This window comes from Paraburkholderia sp. 22099, assembly GCF_052045835.1.
In the GTDB taxonomy this organism is placed as follows: Bacteria; Pseudomonadota; Gammaproteobacteria; order Burkholderiales; family Burkholderiaceae; genus Paraburkholderia; species Paraburkholderia terricola.
On the sequence record NZ_JBQEPU010000011.1, the window covers coordinates 148,448 to 164,233 of the forward strand.

14 protein-coding genes are annotated in these 15,786 nt (G+C 65.1%); 7 read left to right on the plus strand and 7 right to left on the minus strand.

The window, feature by feature from the left end:
• The first annotated feature begins 86 nt into the window (after positions 1–86).
• The 3 genes from rplS (at position 87) to ACTJLC_RS13340 (ending at position 2,344) form a co-directional block, all read left to right on the plus strand.
• Complete coding sequence (gene rplS, locus ACTJLC_RS13330; protein ID WP_073427194.1) at positions 87–476, plus strand: 50S ribosomal protein L19; 390 nt, start codon at positions 87–89, stop codon at positions 474–476.
• Between the two features lie 92 nt (positions 477–568).
• Positions 569–1,291, plus strand: a complete 723-nt coding sequence (locus ACTJLC_RS13335; protein WP_440844203.1) for a CoA pyrophosphatase — start codon at positions 569–571, stop codon at positions 1,289–1,291.
• A gap of 114 nt (positions 1,292–1,405) precedes the next feature.
• On the plus strand, positions 1,406–2,344 hold the full coding sequence (locus ACTJLC_RS13340) for a CobD/CbiB family protein (RefSeq protein WP_073427196.1): 939 nt from the start codon (positions 1,406–1,408) through the stop codon (positions 2,342–2,344).
• A gap of 53 nt (positions 2,345–2,397) precedes the next feature.
• Here ACTJLC_RS13340 and ACTJLC_RS13345 read toward each other — a convergent pair whose 3' ends face one another.
• The 3 genes from ACTJLC_RS13345 to ACTJLC_RS13355 are packed head-to-tail and all read right to left on the minus strand — an operon-like array spanning position 2,398 to position 4,956.
• The gene (locus tag ACTJLC_RS13345; protein WP_114163009.1) at positions 2,398–2,718 is read right to left on the minus strand and encodes a putative signal transducing protein; all 321 of its coding nucleotides are present in this window, start codon (positions 2,716–2,718) and stop codon (positions 2,398–2,400) included.
• Positions 2,719–2,749: 31 nt separating this feature from the next.
• A complete protein-coding gene (gene rsgA / locus ACTJLC_RS13350; protein ID WP_073427198.1) occupies positions 2,750–3,700 on the minus strand; it encodes a ribosome small subunit-dependent GTPase A in 951 nt (316 codons plus the stop codon).
• Positions 3,697–4,956, minus strand: a complete 1,260-nt coding sequence (locus ACTJLC_RS13355) for a M48 family metallopeptidase (RefSeq protein WP_073427199.1) — start codon at positions 4,954–4,956, stop codon at positions 3,697–3,699. The genes rsgA and ACTJLC_RS13355 overlap by 4 nt, the downstream gene beginning before the upstream one ends.
• Positions 4,957–5,100: 144 nt before the next feature.
• On the opposite strand from ACTJLC_RS13355, the gene orn reads away from it, so the two are divergent.
• A complete protein-coding gene (gene orn, locus ACTJLC_RS13360) occupies positions 5,101–5,709 on the plus strand; it encodes an oligoribonuclease (protein ID WP_073427200.1) in 609 nt (202 codons plus the stop codon).
• Between the two features lie 22 nt (positions 5,710–5,731).
• On the opposite strand, the gene mog is transcribed toward orn, so the two are convergent.
• Together mog and yjgA are read right to left on the minus strand one after the other, a co-directional pair.
• Positions 5,732–6,376, minus strand: a complete 645-nt coding sequence (mog, locus tag ACTJLC_RS13365; protein WP_073427201.1) for a molybdopterin adenylyltransferase — start codon at positions 6,374–6,376, stop codon at positions 5,732–5,734.
• Positions 6,357–6,968 (minus strand): ribosome biogenesis factor YjgA, encoded by a 612-nt coding sequence (gene yjgA, locus ACTJLC_RS13370; RefSeq protein WP_073427241.1) that lies wholly within the window; start codon positions 6,966–6,968, stop codon positions 6,357–6,359. Before yjgA ends, mog begins: the two co-directional genes overlap by 20 nt.
• Positions 6,969–7,388: 420 nt before the next feature.
• Between yjgA and pmbA the strand changes: the two genes are divergently transcribed.
• A complete protein-coding gene (gene pmbA, locus ACTJLC_RS13375; RefSeq protein ID WP_073427202.1) occupies positions 7,389–8,759 on the plus strand; it encodes a metalloprotease PmbA in 1,371 nt (456 codons plus the stop codon).
• 104 nt (positions 8,760–8,863) lie between these two features.
• Here the strand turns inward: pmbA and ACTJLC_RS13380 are convergent, their stop codons facing one another.
• Entirely contained in the window at positions 8,864–9,364 is a 501-nt protein-coding gene (locus ACTJLC_RS13380) for a dihydrofolate reductase (RefSeq protein ID WP_073427203.1), read from the minus strand.
• 789 nt (positions 9,365–10,153) lie between these two features.
• On the opposite strand from ACTJLC_RS13380, the gene ACTJLC_RS13385 reads away from it, so the two are divergent.
• Both ACTJLC_RS13385 and ACTJLC_RS13390 read left to right on the plus strand, forming a co-directional pair.
• A complete protein-coding gene (locus ACTJLC_RS13385; RefSeq protein ID WP_073427204.1) occupies positions 10,154–11,551 on the plus strand; it encodes a sigma-54 dependent transcriptional regulator in 1,398 nt (465 codons plus the stop codon).
• A gap of 281 nt (positions 11,552–11,832) precedes the next feature.
• The gene (locus ACTJLC_RS13390) at positions 11,833–12,804 is read left to right on the plus strand and encodes a thymidylate synthase (protein WP_073427205.1); all 972 of its coding nucleotides are present in this window, start codon (positions 11,833–11,835) and stop codon (positions 12,802–12,804) included.
• A 117-nt stretch (positions 12,805–12,921) separates the two neighbouring features.
• Here the strand turns inward: ACTJLC_RS13390 and ACTJLC_RS13395 are convergent, their stop codons facing one another.
• Positions 12,922–15,783, minus strand: a complete 2,862-nt coding sequence (locus tag ACTJLC_RS13395; protein WP_073427206.1) for a DUF6600 domain-containing protein — start codon at positions 15,781–15,783, stop codon at positions 12,922–12,924.
• Between the last annotated feature and the right edge of the window lie 3 nt (positions 15,784–15,786).

Here is a 15,786-nt window from a genome sequence, read left to right on the forward strand (position 1 = left end):
ATCCTCTATCGGGGCCGTAGCCGAGCGCAAACAAACTCCGCGCAAGGCAGGTACGAACGCCGACAAGATGGACCTAGGAGTCAGTGATGAATCTGATTGCAAAACTCGAGCAGGAAGAAATCGCGCGCGCCCTCGGCGATAAGACCATTCCCGATTTCGCCCCCGGCGATACGGTGATCGTCAGCGTGAACGTGGTTGAAGGTACGCGTAAGCGCGTTCAGGCTTACGAAGGCGTCGTGATCGCCAAGCGTAACCGTGGTCTGAATTCGTCGTTCATCGTCCGCAAGATTTCGTCGGGCGAAGGCGTCGAGCGTACGTTCCAGACGTACTCGCCGCTGCTGGCAAGCATCGTCGTGAAGCGCCGCGGCGATGTGCGTCGTGCGAAGCTGTACTACCTGCGCGACCGTTCGGGCAAGTCGGCCCGGATCAAGGAAAAGCTGGTCATGAAGAAAGACCGCGCTGCTCCCCAAGCGTAAATGCTGTAAGAAAAAGCACCCCTCGCGGGTGCTTTTTTGTTTGCCAGGTCAAAATAGCGGCATGTCCCCTATCCGCTCGTTCGAGAGACCCGTTGATCCGCCCCGTCTTTGAACCTGAAACCCTGCCTGTCGAAGCGACGGGCGCCGATCTGCCGCCGGTGTCCGGCGGACGTCTCACGCCCGACGGTCTGCGCGCACGCTTCGAACAGCGTCTTTCATGGGCGCCTGAACCGATTGTCGAAGCGCCCTGGCGCGATACGCACGTCGATCCCCGAGTCGCGGCGGTACTGGTGCCGTTGGTGGTCCGCGATCACGGCCTGACCGTTCTGCTGACCCAGCGCGCGGACCATCTGAACGATCATGCCGGCCAGGTGAGCTTCCCAGGCGGCCGTCAGGAGCCATTCGACGCGAACGCCACCGCCACCGCCCTGCGCGAAGCACAGGAAGAGGTCGGCCTCGATCCGTCGCGTGTCGAGATTCTCGGTGCGTTGCCCGACTATCTGACGGGTACCGGTTTCCGCGTCACGCCGGTGATCGGCCTCGTGCACCCGCCGTTCACATTGGAAGCCGACGCGCTTGAAGTGGCCGAAGTCTTCGAGGTGCCGCTCGCCTTTCTGATGAACCCCGCGCATCACGAAGAGCGCGTGTTCCGCTGGGAAAACGGCGAGCGGCGCTTTTTCGCCATGCCGTATCCGCGTACGGCGTCGCTGGAATTCGACGGCGGCGCAAGTGCAAATTCAGTAGGCGGCCACTATTTCATCTGGGGCGCGACGGCGGCGATGCTGCGCAACTTCTATCGCTTTCTCGCGGCGTAAGCCAACGCAGACTGTGCGGTTGTCGGATGTTTGTCGAGGTCCACGCTCAGTCGCATCCGACCCTGTGCTATCGTTATATAACAATCGTAAAACTCGAAAAGCACGGCGCACCGCATGACTTTTTTCTCTGTATTGCTGGCTCTGATCATTGAACAGGTACGCGCGCTATCGCCGAACAATCCCGTATCGGCGTTGCTTCAATACCATGCGGAGTCGGCGGCGCACGGATTCGATGCCGGCAAGCCGAAGCATGGCTTGCTTGCCTGGCTCGTGGTGGTGGTGCCCTGGACGCTGGCCGTCGCGCTCGTCTACTACGTGCTGTATCACATCCATTTTGCGCTGGCGTTCCTGTGGAACGTCGCGGTGCTGTACTTCACGCTCGGTTTCCGGCAGTTCAGCCATTACTTCACGGACATCCACCTCGCGCTGAACAACGACGACGTGCCGCGCGCGCGTGAAATCCTCAATGAATGGACCGGGCTCGACACCGTCGACATGCCCGTCAGCGAGATCGTGCGTCATACGCTGATTCACGCGGTGGTCGCTTCGCATCGTCATGTGTTCGGCGTGTTCTTCTGGTTCCTGATTCCGGTCGGGCCGGCGGGCGCGGTGCTGTATCGGATCGCCGAATATCTGGCACGCACATGGGCACGGCCGGTCGACGATCGCACCATCGCGTTTTCGAGCTTCGCGCAGCGCGCTTTCTTCGTGATCGACTGGGTGCCGGCGCGGCTCACGTCGCTGGGCTTCGCGATCGTCGGTAATTTCGAGGACGCGATTTACGCGTGGCGCAACCATGCGCGCCAGTGGCCGGATGCCAACGACGGCGTGTTGCTGGCCGCGGGCAGCGGCGCATTGGGCGCGCGGCTGAGCGGGCCGCTTGCCGAGCCGTCGAGTCTGGACGCGCTCGCCACCGGCGACGGCGGTCCGATGCAGGTCGGTGACGATTGCACGCCTCGCACGCTCCAATCGGCCGTGGGCCTCGTCTGGCGCGCGGTGGTGCTGTGGATGATTCTGCTGTTGATGCTGACGATCGCCGTATGGCTCGCTTGAGCCTCCGCTTGAGGCTCCGTTCGAGGCTTGCCTAAGGGCAGCCCCGAACCGCCTCACCCGTCGCGCGAATCCCGCGCCGTCCCACACTGCCAGCATACGGTGAACTGCGCTTCGAGCGTCTCACCGCACTTGCGACATTGCCACGCAGGCGACCCCGAGGCAGGCCCACGCGAAGCGGCATCGATCAGCTGCCGCGCCATCGCCTCATCCCGTTCATCGACCAGCCATAATTCCGGCGCGCACTGATCCGCTGGAATATCGCCGAGCGCGCCGTTCAGGTAGCGGTTGTGCAACTCGCAGGCAATGCCCGCCGCTTCGAGCACATTGACCCAATGCTGTCCGATGATCAGGTTCGGCGCTCGCATCAATTTCATCGTGAGTCCAGGAGGGTGACGGCGACGTGCTTCACCGGACGATCTGGCTGGCTTCATGCACGAGTTGCGCGTACAACGCGTGCCGCTCGCGCCGGATGCGGCCGTCGGCAACCGCTTCGAGAATCGCACAACCCGGCTCGTGCAAGTGATGGCAGTTGTAAAAGCGGCAATTCGGCAGCAGCGGGCGGAATTCGGGGAACGCGCGCTCGAGCCGGCCTTCGGTCAGATGGTGCAGGCCGAATTCCTGGAAGCCGGGCGAGTCGATCAACGCACCGCCGTCGCCGTCCGCGCTGTCAGGCAGCGGGTAGAGCCGCGTGAAGGTGGTGGTATGACGCCCGCTGTTCAGCGCGGTAGAAATCTCGCGCGTGGCGACTTCGGCGTTCGGAATCAGCAGATTGACCAGCGTCGACTTGCCCATGCCCGACTGCCCGAGCAGCAGCGTCGAATGACCGTGCAGATGCTCGATCAACGCCGCGCGCGCGGCATCGGGCTGCATCTTGATCGACACTTCCACGACCGTATAGCCGAGCGCGCGATAGCGTTCCAGCCGGGTACGCGCGCCTTCCAGTTCTGCCACAACGTCGATCTTGTTCAGCACGATCAACGGCTTCAGCTCGTGCGCCTCGGCGGCGACCAGCGCGCGCCCGAGCAGGTCCTCGCTGAAATGCGGCTCGGTCGCGAGCACGATCAGCAACTGATCGAGATTCGCCGCGAAGAGCTTCGACTTGTACTGATCGGAGCGGTACAGCAGATTGCGCCGCTCGCCGATCTCGACGATCACGCCCTGATCCGCCGAGGTCGGCTCGTAGATCACGCGATCGCCGACCGCCACTTCGCTGCGCTTGCCGCGCGGGAAGCACTGGAGCATGGCGCCGCCGTCTTCCGGCGCGACGAGGTAATGGCGGCCATGAGCCGCCACCACGAGGCCGCCTACGCGCGTGCTGGACGGAGCGCGCGGCGCTTTCGGGGAGCGGCCGCTCATGCGTGCCGCAGCAGGCGGTCGATCCGCTGCGACGCCGGCGGATGCGAGTAGTAGAACGCGGTATAGAGCGGATCGGGCGTCAGGGTCGACGCGTTGTCTTCATAGAGCTTGACGAGCGCGTTGACGAGGTCATGTGCATCGGTTTGCGTGGCGGCGAACGCGTCGGCTTCGAACTCATGCTTGCGCGAACTGAGGCTGCCGAGCGGCGTGACGAAGAAGATGAATACCGGCAGTGCAAGGAAGAACAGCACCAGCGCAAGTCCGTCATTGCCGCCGAGCAGCGACGGCCGCACGCCCAGCCCTTCATAGAACCACACGCTTTCCTTCAGCCAGCCGAGCAGGGCGAGCATCACAAGGCTGATCGCGAAGGTAACGAGCATGCGCTTGATCACGTGACGGCGCTTGAAGTGGCCGAGTTCATGCGCAAGCACCGCCTCGATCTCGCTGCCCGACAGGCGCGCGAGCAAGGTGTCGAAGAACACGATCCGCTTGGCCGCGCCGAAGCCGGTGAAGTACGCGTTGCCGTGCGCCGAACGGCGGCTGCCGTCCATCACGAAGAGGCCCTTGGCGGCGAAACCGCAGCGTTTCATCAGCGCTTCGATGCGGCTTTTCAGCGCTTCGTCCTTGAGCGGCTCGAACTTGTTGAAGAGCGGCGCGATGAACGACGGATACAGCACCAGCACGAGCATCTGGAACACCACCCAGACGATCCACGTCCACAACCACCACAGGCTGCCGGCACGGTTCATCAGCCACAGCACGACGAACAGCAGCGGCAGGCCGAACGCCGCGGCGAGCAGCACGCCCTTCAGACGGTCCAGAAAGAAAATGCCCTTGCTCATCCGGTTGAAGCCGAAGCGCTGCTCGACCACGAATTGCCGGTAGTAATCGAACGGCAGGTCGATCACGCTGGTGATCGCGATGACCGCCGCGACCAGCGCGATCTGGCCGGCATAGCCGCGGCCCAGCCAATCGGAGATCGCCAGATCGAGCGCCTGCACGCCGCCGAGCAGCGTGAGGCCGATCAACACGGCCGCGCTGACCACGACCTCGATCATCGTCAGACGGGTGCGTTCCACGGTGTAATCCGCGGCGCGCTGATGCGCGCTGAGCGCGATAGTGCCCGCGAACTGGCTCGGCACCTGCTCGCGATGGCCGGCGACGAAGCGGATCTGCCGCGACGCGAGCCACAGTTTGGTGCCGACCATCGCGACGACGGCGACGACGAACAGGACGGTGAAGTACAGGGTAGGCATCCAGGGATTCCGTGGTATCTATGCGAGAATTATATGTTTCTTCCCGCCGCCAGGCGGGACACGCTCAAACCAATTTCAAACGAACATTCGCCGCGGCAAGCGGGCTTCCTGGGAGGCCGTCTGCGCGGATACAGGGTTGCCTTCATGACTGACATCCTCGCCTCCATCGAACATCCGTCGCTCGTGCGCAGCGACATGAATCTCGTCTGGCTCGACATGGAAATGACCGGTCTCGAACCGGATTCCGACCGCATCATCGAAATCGCGGTGGTGGTGACGAATTCGACGCTCGACAGGATGGTCGAGGGGCCGGTGCTGGCGATTCATCAGAGCGACGAGACGCTCGCCAGGATGGATCAGTGGAACCAGAACACGCATGGCCGCTCCGGTCTGATCGACCGCGTGAAGGCCTCGACGGTGAGCGAAGCCGACGCCACCGAACAGATCCGCGACTTTCTCAGCGCCTACGTGCCGCCGGGCAAATCGCCGATGTGCGGCAACTCGATCTGCCAGGACCGCCGCTTCATGGCGCGCTGGATGCCGGATCTGGAGCGCTTCTTCCATTACCGCAATCTCGACGTGAGCACGCTGAAGGAACTGTGCCGCCGCTGGCAGCCGGCCATCTACAAGGGCTTCCAGAAGCGCGCGCTGCACACGGCGCTGGCCGACATTCATGAGTCGATCGAGGAACTCAAGTACTACCGCGAGCATTTCCTGATTCCGACGGCCCCGCAAGCGCCGGTGGTGATGTAACGCGGCAAGCGCTGTTCGCGAGTCAAGCCTGCCGGGGGGCGCGCACCGCGTTCTTCGGCCGGAACGCCTTCGCCACGTCGGCGTTGGTTTCCACATACGGGCCGCCGATCAGGTCGAGACAATAGGGCACTGCGGCGAAGATGCCCGGCACTTTCACGGCGCCGCCCGCTTCGGCGTCGCGCAGGCCTTCCAGCGTTTCCCTGATCGACTTCGGCTGACCCGGCAGATTGATGATCAGCGCCGCGTGGTCCGCGGTTTCGCGGATCACCGCCACCTGGCGCGACAGGATCGCGGTGGGCACGAAATTCAGGCTGATCTGCCGCATCTGCTCGCCGAAGCCGGGCATTTCCTTCGTCGCCACCGCAAGGGTTGCTTCGGGCGTCACGTCGCGGCGCGACGGGCCGGTGCCGCCGGTCGTCAGCACCAGATCGCAGCCTGCTTCGTCGACCAGTTCGGTCAGCGTGGCCGAAATGGTGGGCGCGTCGTCCTGAATCAGGCGGGTGACCACCTGCCACGGCGAGGTCAAGGCGGCGGCGAGCCATTCCTGCAAGGCCGGAATCCCCTTGTCCTCGTACACGCCGGTGGAGGCGCGGTCGCTGATCGACACGAGGCCGATCACGATTTCGTCGGGGTGCTGACGCGTCAGCTTATTCGTGGCGGTCGTCATCGTCGTCTTCCAGGGCGTCGTCGGCTGCGGAATCGGTGCCGGCGGCGGGGCCGTCCGCATTCTTGATCCACTGGAACAGTTCGCGGAAGTAGCGCGGCGGCTTGCTCTGCAGCGCTTCCTTGCGCGCGTTGCGGATCAGCGTGCGGCCCTGCTGCGGGTCCGCGTTCGGATGCTGGCGGATGAACTCGGTGAGCGCGGCGTCGTCGGCGAGCAGTTTCTCGCGCGTGCGTTCGATCCAGTGGAGCTTGGCCGTTTCCGCCTTGTTGACGCCGTTGTACGTGTCGAGCGCGGTTCGCAGCGCGGCGGTTTCGTCGTCCAGCAGCGAGCGCATGACGCGGCCCACGTATTGCACCTGGCGGCGCTTGCCTTCGTGATCGGTGATGCGGCGCGCTTCACGCACGGCGTCGTCGAGCTTTTCGGGCATCGGCATGCGCTTGAGCGCGTCCTTGGGCAGCGCGATGAGCGCCGAGCCCAGTTCCTGCAACTCGTGCATTTCGCGCTTGAGCTGGGACTTGCTGGGACGGTCGTAGCCGTTTTCGTCGACTTCCGGCTCGGCGGATTCGATCGGTTGAATGCGGGTTTTGCGTGTCATACCGATATTGTAGCGTGCCGGGCGTGCTGAACCCGCCGTGTTGTCGCCCATACGGCATCGCGCGGGGCAACGGTGGCGCTATAGCGGCAGCCGGTCGTAACTGAGCCGCGGCTCGACGGCACAGCGGCAGCATCCAAGCCGCATCCAAGCCGCATTCGAGCCGCATTCGAGCCGCATTCGAGCCGCACCTGGGCGGCACGAAAGCCACAACCAGGCAGTGCCCAGGCAACACCGCGAAGCGGCAGCGAAGCAGCGGCACCATGAGGCCCGGAGAATGCAGGGAAACAGCCGCGAATGCCAGGTACACCAGCGCGTACCTTGCTATGATCGCGGGATGCTTAACGATGCAAATGCGCACGCAAGTGCGTGGCATGTGTGAACCCACAGGGCCGCCCGGCCCCGAACAGGACGGCAACGACAATGGCAGCAGACATGGACGTCAAGCAGCGCTTTTTTCCGCATACCCAGGATGAACTGAAGGAAATCGCCTCGGACATCCTTCGTCACGCGAAGTCGCTCGGCGGCACCGACGCGGCAACCGAGATTTCCGAGGGCGACGGCCTGTCCGTTTCCGTGCGGCGCGGCGAAGTCGAGACGATCGAGCACAACCGCGACAAGATGGTCGGCGTGACCGTATTCATCGGCAACAAGCGCGGCAACGCGAGCACCTCGGATTTTTCGTCGCAGGCCTTGAAGGACACGGTGGCGGCGGCGTACAACATCGCGCGCTTCACCGCTGAAGACGACTGCGCGGGTCTCGCGGAAGCGGAGTTGCTCGAAACCGCGCCGCGCGATCTCGACCTGTATCACCCGTGGAATCTCTCGGCGGACGAAGCCGTCGAAATCGCCCGCCGCGCGGAAGACGCCGCATTCGCCACCGATCCGCAAATCAAGAACTCGGAAGGCGCAAGCGTCTCGGCGCAGCACTCGCAGTTCGTGCTCGCCACCTCGCGCGGTTTCCTCGCGGGCTATCCGTACTCGCGCCACTATGTCGCGTGCGCGCCGATCGCCGGTAGCGGCCGCAACATGCAGCGCGACGACTGGTACACGTCCACCCGCAGCGCGGAAGACCTGGCCGATCCTGAAGCGGTCGGCCGTTACGCGGCGCAACGCGCGCTGGCGCGCATCGGCGCGCGCGGACTCGATACCCGCAAGGTGCCGGTGCTGTTCGAGGCGCCGCTCGCCGCCGGCCTGCTCGGCGCGTTCGTGCAGGCCACGAGCGGGGGTGCGCTATACCGCAAGACGTCGTTCCTGGTCGACAGCCTCGGCAAGCCGGTGTTCGCGCCGCACGTGCAGGTGGTCGAGGATCCGCATGTCGCGCGTGCAATGGGCAGCGCGCCGTTCGACGAGGAAGGCGTGCGCACGCGGCAGCGTTCGGTCGTGAAGGACGGCGTGGTGGAAGGCTATTTCCTCTCGACCTATTCGGCGCGCAAGCTCGGCATGCAGACCACCGGCAATGCGGGCGGCTCGCACAATCTGTCGTTGCGCAGTTCGACCACGCGCGCGGAGGACGACTTCGAGGAAATGCTGAGGAAACTCGGCACGGGCCTGTTGCTCACCGAACTGATGGGGCAGGGCGTGAATTACGTGACGGGCGACTATTCGCGTGGCGCGTCGGGCTTCTGGGTCGAGAACGGCAAGATCCAGTATCCGGTCGAGGAAATCACGGTGGCGAGCACGTTGCAGGAAATGTTCCACCATATCGTCGCGATCGGCGCGGATACGATCACGCGCGGCACCAAGCAAACCGGCTCAGTGCTGATCGAGCGGATGACGATCGCGGGCCAGTAAGCGGTTCTGGTTTTGGGCCGCCGGTTGTGCAGCATGCCCGGCGCTGCAAACGGAAACGCCACGCAAGTGATTGCGTGGCGTTTTTCATGGGCGCCGCAAAAACCTTAAACGCCCTTGCGTTTATAGGTGACGAACGCGTAGTCGAAATCATTCGGCGCATGCGCGCGATGCGTTTCATGCGCGACTTCTTGCCACTCGTTTTCATCGAGCGCGGGGAAGGTTGCGTCGCCTTCGAAGTCGGCGGAGATCTCGGTGACGATGAGCTTGTCGGCCCGACGCAGACCTTCCTCATACAACTGCGCGCCGCCGATCAGGAACGCTTCGGGCGCCTGATCCCGCGCGGCGAGCTTGAGCGCCTCCTGCAGCGTCGTCGCCGTGTCGCAACCCTGAAAACGGCGCGTGGCATCGCGCGTCACGACGATGTTGCGGCGTCCCGGCAGCGGCCGGCCGATCGATTCATGCGTCTTGCGGCCCATGATGATGGGCGCACCCATGGTCGTGCGCTTGAAGAACGCGAGATCTTCGGGAAGTCGCCAGGGCAACTGGTTGTCGCGGCCGATCACGCCATTATTGGCGCGAGCGACGATCAGGGTGAGCGTCGTCATCGAATGGGAAAGGGAACATAACCGGAGCGATTCTACCTGACGCGGTGGCGGGCGCCGCCTCGTCAGGCTCCGGTGCGGCGGCTTGCACCTGTTCGCGCCGTTCGATCCGGTCCGCCTACCTTGTCAGATCAACTGGCGGCATTACTACGTGCGGCATCCACGGGGATCGGCAGCGGCGAAGGCGGCGCAAGTTCGTCCCATAAGATCACGCGAGCCGGAATATCACCGGGATCGCGGCGCAAAGCGGATCGCACGATATATCTCCTTGATGGGGATTATTTAGCGAAATGCGTGCCATCGCTGGCAATCCATTGGCGGATAGGGATGGATCGGTAATTCCTGGCGTGGCAATAAGCGAAACGGGCAGAAATGTTTCAGCATTGAAACGGCAGATGGAAAATACTGCAATGGCTTAATTCGCATGGTATGAACTACATGGACGGCGAACACGAAAAAGCGCTTGCCGGGATTTGTTTAATTCGTCGGCTGAATAAGGGTCTATTGGCGCTCCATCCCTTGCTCCAATGATCCGCTGATTAAATTCGCATAGTTGTTTTCCAAGCGACGCGCGTATAGTAAGCTCTGTAAAAACAGCTTCGCATTTAAAAAAGCCCACTCACGGGCCGTTTCAAACACACACGCCGCTTTTCTTGGGGATCAGCTGTCCGCACGGAATGGAATGGCCGTTCGGTTTTTGCTATTTCGCGAATCCCGGACGAGTCAGCGTGTCTGAACGTGGTTCAGGTACGTGCGTCATCCTTAACGTTCGTTGACGAGAGGATCTGAATAATGGAACCCGCAACGCGGCAACTGATTTACGTTTCGCGCGATCCGAGCGCGGAACTGAATACCCGCTTTCACCAGCGCGGCTGGCAAGTCGAGGTCGTGGGATCGGCGCGCGACGTGCGCCGTGCCGTTCGCGCCGGAATGGCCGCGGGCGGGCTGCTCGATCTGTCCAGCCATTTTCAGCCGCACGAAATCGCCGCGTTCGAATCCTGCCTCACCATGCCGAATGTCGGCTGGGTCGCGGCCACCATGCCCGGGCAATTGCAGGACGCCGCCTTGCGCCGGCTCGTGCGCGACTACTGTTTCGACTATGTCACGGTGCCGTATGCGGGCGACAGGATCGTCGATTCGGTCGGGCACGCCTACGGAATGATCTCACTGGGCGAACCGGCTTCGAACGATGGTTCGCAAGGCGCGGAGGGCGAAATGGTCGGCTCGTGCGACGCCATGCTCGCGTTGTTCCGCTCCATTCGCAAAGTGGCGATGACCGACGCACCGGTATTCATCTCGGGCGAATCGGGCACCGGCAAGGAGTTGACCGCGGTCGCGATTCACGAACGCTCGGCGCGCCGCAACGCGCCTTTCGTGCCGATCAACTGCGGCGCGATTCCGCCGCATCTGCTGCAATCTGAATTATTCGGCTACGAGCGCGGTGCGTTCACCGGCGCCAACCAGCGCAAGATCGGCCGGGTGGAAGCGGCCAACGGCGGCACGCTCTTTCTCGACGAAATCGGCGACCTGCCGCTCGAAAGCCAGGCGAGCCTGCTGCGCTTCCTGCAGGAGCGCAAGGTGGAGCGGCTAGGCGGCCACGGCGCGATCGACGTCGACGTCCGGATCATTTCGGCCACTCACGTGGACATGACCGCGGCGATGATCGAAGGGCGCTTCCGCTCCGACCTGTATCACCGGCTGTGCGTGCTGCAAATCGACGAACCGCCGCTGCGCGCGCGCGGCAAGGACATCGAACTCCTCGCGCGGCACATGCTGGAGCGTTTCAAGAAGGATGCGAGCCGGCGCTTGCGCGGCTTTGCGCCGGACGCCATCGCGGCGCTGCATAACTACGGCTGGCCGGGCAACGTGCGTGAATTGATCAACCGCGTGCGGCGGGCCATTGTGATGTCCGAAGGGCGCGCGATCACCGCGCGCGATCTGGAACTGGCCGAATACGTCGAGATTGTGCCGGTCTCGCTCGCGCAAGCGCGCGAAGCGGCGGAGCGCCAGGCGATCGAACTGGCGCTACTGCGCCATCGCGGAAGGCTTGGCGACGCGGCGCAGGAACTCGGCATTTCGCGGGTGACGCTGTATCGTCTGCTGTGCTCGCACGGCATGCGCCATATGGAAGGCGAACCGCTCGCCGCGCCGCACGGCGGAGACTTGCCGGCTTCGGTGCCGCACCTCTGAGCCTGAGATCAGCCTGAGGTCTTGACGAGTCCCGAGCGGGTCTCGATGCGTGTCGGCGAGCCCGGCATGCGTTTCGTGCGAGTTTGCCGGAGGCCGCCAACGGCCTCGACCGAGCGCGCGTCCCCATCTTGCCCAGTGTTGCCCATAGCGCTCCCTTCCGCGATGTTTTCCTCGATGCACGCCGCGACCGGACGTTGCCTGCCCGCGCTTGCTAAAATCGGTTTTTCGCTCAATCCGTGACGCGTACTGACGGCGGCACGCGCCTCGTCGAAGGAAACCGCATGAAACAGTACCAGGACCTCGTCCGCATGATCCTCGATACCGGCACGTGGCAGGAGAACCGCACCGGCATCCGCACCATCAGCATGCCGGGCGCCATGTTGCGCTTCGATCTCCAGCAGGGCTTTCCCGCAGTGACCACGAAAAAGCTGGCGTTCAAGTCGGCGGTGGGCGAACTGGTCGGGTTCCTGCGCGCGTCGCGCAGCGCCGCCGATTTCCGCGACCTCGGCTGCAAGGTGTGGGACGCGAACGCCAACCAGAATCCGCAGTGGCTCGCCAATCCGTATCGCCAGGGTCCGGACGATCTCGGCGACGTGTACGGCGTGCAGTGGCGTCAGTGGCCGGCGTACAAGGTGCTGGACGCAAGCGCGAGCGCGCAGCTGGCCGACGCGAGCGCGCGCGGCTTCCGCGTCGTGACCGAATTCGAGGAAGACGGCAGCCGCAAGGTGCTGCTGTACAAGGCGATCGACCAGTTGCGCCAGTGCCTCGACACGATCATGCAGAACCCCGCCGACCGGCGCATTCTGTTTCACGCTTGGAACCCCGCGGTGCTGGATCAGATCGCGTTGCCGGCTTGCCACCTGCTTTACCAGTTTCTGCCGAACGTGGCGCGCCGCGAGATTTCGCTGTGCCTGTACATTCGCAGCAACGATGTCGGCCTCGGCACGCCGTTCAACCTGACCGAAGGCGCGGCCTTGCTGCACCTGGTCGGCCGCCTGACGGGGTACACGCCGCGCTGGTTCACCTACTTCATCGGCGACGCGCATATCTACGAGAATCAGCTCGACATGCTGCGTCAACAACTCGGGCGTGAGCCCTACGACAGCCCGTCCTTCGCGATCTCGGATCGCGTGCCGGACTATGCCAAAACCGGCGTTTACGAGCCGGAATGGCTCGAGAAGATCGAGCCGTCGGATTTCTCGCTGGTGGGTTACCGGCATCACGAGCCGTTGACGGCGCCGATGGCGGTTTGAGCGTCCACCCGGCAGGCAGGCTGATCAAGGAAAAAACCCCCGCGACGTGAATCGCGGGGGTTTTTTCTTCCTGCCTATGAGCACGCGGAGCGAAGGGCGCTGGAATTCGGCTGGCGCTCAACCTTTGTGATGCTCATCGCGATTGCCGCCGCCTGAATGTTGCTCGCCGTGCTGCGGCTGGGGTTGCGGGCGCGGCTGCTGGACCTGCTGTGGGCGCGGCTCAGGACGCGGCTGTGGCGCCGGCTGCGGATGAAACTCCGGACGCGGCTGTTGCTGAACTTGCTGCGGACGCGGCTCAGGGCGCGGCTGTGGCGCCGGCTGCGGATGGAATTCCGGACGCGGCTGTTGCTGAACCGGCTGCGGACGCGGCTCAGGGCGCGGCTGTGGCGCCGGCTGCGGATGGAACTCTGGACGCGGCTGTTGCTGAACCTGCTGCGGACGAGGTTCGGGACGCGGCTGTGGCGCCGGCTGCGGATGAAACTCTGGCCGCGGTTGCTGCTGAACCTGCTGCGTACGAGGTTCCTGCCGCGGCTGCGGCGTCGGTTGCGGACGCGCTTCCTGACGCGCTTGCTGCTGCGCCGCTTGCGCATAAGCGTCCTGGCGTGGCTCCTGCCGCATCTGCGGGACATCCGCCGGACGCGGCACCTGCGCTTCAGGCTGACGTTGCATCTGCTGCGCCGAAGCCATGTTGTCCGCCGGACGCGGCACGCCGCGAGGCTGCATTCCGCCGCGCGCATCGGCGCCAGGCTGCGGCGCGAAGCCCGGCCGTACGGCCTGCTCCTGCGAACCACCGCGCGCTTGTCCCGGTTGCCCGGATTGTGCCTGCTGGGCCATCGGCGCATGCGGCTGCGTCCAGACGGGCTCATGGCGTCCGTTCGCTTCCGGTTGTTGCGGCCCGCCGCGTTGCTGGGGGAAAGCGTTCAGATTGCCGCCGACCGCCGCTTGTGGTGGGCGCGGCACGCCATTTGACGGATGACCCCCGTCTCCAGGCGGCTGGCGCCCACTGGCGGTCTGCGGCGGCATGCCGGGCCGCCCTTGCGGTTCGCCGGCACGCTGGTTGATCGGTGCTTCGCCGGGCCGAGGCCGCTGTCCAGGCTGCTGCGTGCCCGTCGGCCCGCCCGGCGCTCCGGGCGTTTCCCGTCCACCGGTCGTCCCAAGCGCACCGACTGGCGCGGGTCCACCCGGCGCTCCCGCCGCTCCCCGCGCACCAGGCGTCCCCGGCGCGGCCGACGAGCCCACGGTTCCACCCGGCGCACCCGGCGCACCCGGCGCTACCCCCGGCGGACGTCCGGGGATATGCGACTGCACGACCCGCACATTCTGCACCGGCAGCGCGCCCGGACTGCCCGCCATGCGCGCCGGGACCGAGGTTCGGACGATCGGCTGACCGGCGCCCGGCACTCGCCCGCCGCCTTGCGCGAAGCGCTGCGCGAGACTGTCGTGGTAGGCGGCCGGCATCGCCGGATTGCGCGTCGCGACCACCGGACGCGCCATCACCCCCGCCGGCGGCCGGTAATTGGCGTTGCGCAGGCCCGGCCCAAAGCTCTCGCGCACCGGCGCGATACCGGGCGCCCCCGGATTGATCCGCGCATTGCGCCATTGCCGCGGATCGACCTTCTGCGCGAAGCGCCCGACCGATTGACCATGCACGAACGCCGTCGCCGGCACCGCGGTCACGCCGCCCGGGGCGCGATAGTTGACGTAGGTGTTGTGAATGTTGGTCACATTCACATTCGTCACGTTGCGGTTGTAGTTGTTGACGATCGTCGTCTGATTCACGCGTTCGTAGTAGCGCGGACTCCAATGATCGCGATCTCCCCAGCGCGGATGCCACGGCTCGCCCGGCCCGAGCGGAAACCACGCGACGCCGGCCGCGACGGCGCCGCCGATGGCCAGATTCACGCCCCAGTCGACGCCGCCGCCCCCGCCACCGACAAAGGCCACCAACGCCGGCGCATACACCGGCGGCTGGCTGACCACCACCGGTCCCGGCACCCATGCCCACGAGTCGTCGACGTAGGCCCAGCGGCCGTAGTGGTAAGGCGCGAAGCCCCACGGCGCGTCGTCGACCCACGTCCAGCCCCACGGCGCCTGCCATACCCAATGGCCGTCGTGGTAGGGCGCCCAGCCGGCGGGCGTGGCGCGCGGCACCCACACTTCGCCGTATTCGGGGCTGCTGCGCCACGTGCCGTTGGCGTCGAGATCCTGGTAGCCGGGAATTTCGCGCGATACGTAGCGCGCCGACACCGAGCGGTCTTCCGCGGCGTCACGGCTCGCGGCCCACTGGTCGAAGCCGTCGGGACCGGGCGCGCCGTCGTTGGCGACTTGTTGCAGGTTGGTGCCGGCAAAGCGCACTTGCTGGCCGGCCGCGACCGGCACCTGGCCGCCGTCGCCGTACGCGGTCGCGCTGCCGCTGCGCACGGTGACGGTGGTGCTGCTGCCGTCCGGCGCGACGTCGACCCGATAATCGCCGGGGCCGTTCAGGCCGAGCGCCAGATTCGGCGTGTCGATTTCATACGACGAACCCGGCGGCAGTTCGCGCACCCGCGCCGACAGCGTGCCCTGCGCGACTTTTAGCTGCGCGCTGTTGTCGTCGAGATTGAGCAGGTCGAGGCTGGTGGACTGGCCGAGGCGCACCGCGGTCGAGCCGATGTGCAACTCCGAGCGCGCGTTCTGATCGTTCCACAACTGGTCGCCCGTGGTGAGGGGCCGATTGATCTGCGCGTACGACCACTCGTTGGCGCCGGCCGGCTCAGTGGTCACGGTGCCGGCCATGTAGTTCAGACGCGCGACGCGTCCGGGCGGATCGGTGTTCTGGCTGGCCGCGCCCTGGGGCGCCTCGCCGGCTTCCTGCGCCAGCGCGGCGTGCGTCGTGAACAGCAATCCCGCGAGACAGGTCGCGAGACAGACCGCGGTGGCGATCGGCGTAGGGCGGGTGGGGCGGCGTTTCGAATGCTGGGGTGTGGTCACTATTCTCATGAG

Coding starts and splice junctions, on each gene's coding strand:
- pmbA (WP_073427202.1), top strand. CDS start 7,389: ATGGCAGCAGACATGGACGTCAAGCAGCGCTTTTTTCCGCATACCCAG.
- ACTJLC_RS13345 (WP_114163009.1), bottom strand. CDS start 2,718: ATGAAATTGATGCGAGCGCCGAACCTGATCATCGGACAGCATTGGGTC.
- ACTJLC_RS13385 (WP_073427204.1), top strand. CDS start 10,154: ATGGAACCCGCAACGCGGCAACTGATTTACGTTTCGCGCGATCCGAGC.
- ACTJLC_RS13355 (WP_073427199.1), bottom strand. CDS start 4,956: ATGCCTACCCTGTACTTCACCGTCCTGTTCGTCGTCGCCGTCGTCGCG.
- ACTJLC_RS13390 (WP_073427205.1), top strand. CDS start 11,833: ATGAAACAGTACCAGGACCTCGTCCGCATGATCCTCGATACCGGCACG.
- yjgA (WP_073427241.1), bottom strand. CDS start 6,968: ATGACACGCAAAACCCGCATTCAACCGATCGAATCCGCCGAGCCGGAA.
- ACTJLC_RS13395 (WP_073427206.1), bottom strand. CDS start 15,783: ATGAGAATAGTGACCACACCCCAGCATTCGAAACGCCGCCCCACCCGC.
- orn (WP_073427200.1), top strand. CDS start 5,101: ATGACTGACATCCTCGCCTCCATCGAACATCCGTCGCTCGTGCGCAGC.
- ACTJLC_RS13380 (WP_073427203.1), bottom strand. CDS start 9,364: ATGACGACGCTCACCCTGATCGTCGCTCGCGCCAATAATGGCGTGATC.
- mog (WP_073427201.1), bottom strand. CDS start 6,376: ATGACGACCGCCACGAATAAGCTGACGCGTCAGCACCCCGACGAAATC.
- rplS (WP_073427194.1), top strand. CDS start 87: ATGAATCTGATTGCAAAACTCGAGCAGGAAGAAATCGCGCGCGCCCTC.
- rsgA (WP_073427198.1), bottom strand. CDS start 3,700: ATGAGCGGCCGCTCCCCGAAAGCGCCGCGCGCTCCGTCCAGCACGCGC.
- ACTJLC_RS13340 (WP_073427196.1), top strand. CDS start 1,406: ATGACTTTTTTCTCTGTATTGCTGGCTCTGATCATTGAACAGGTACGC.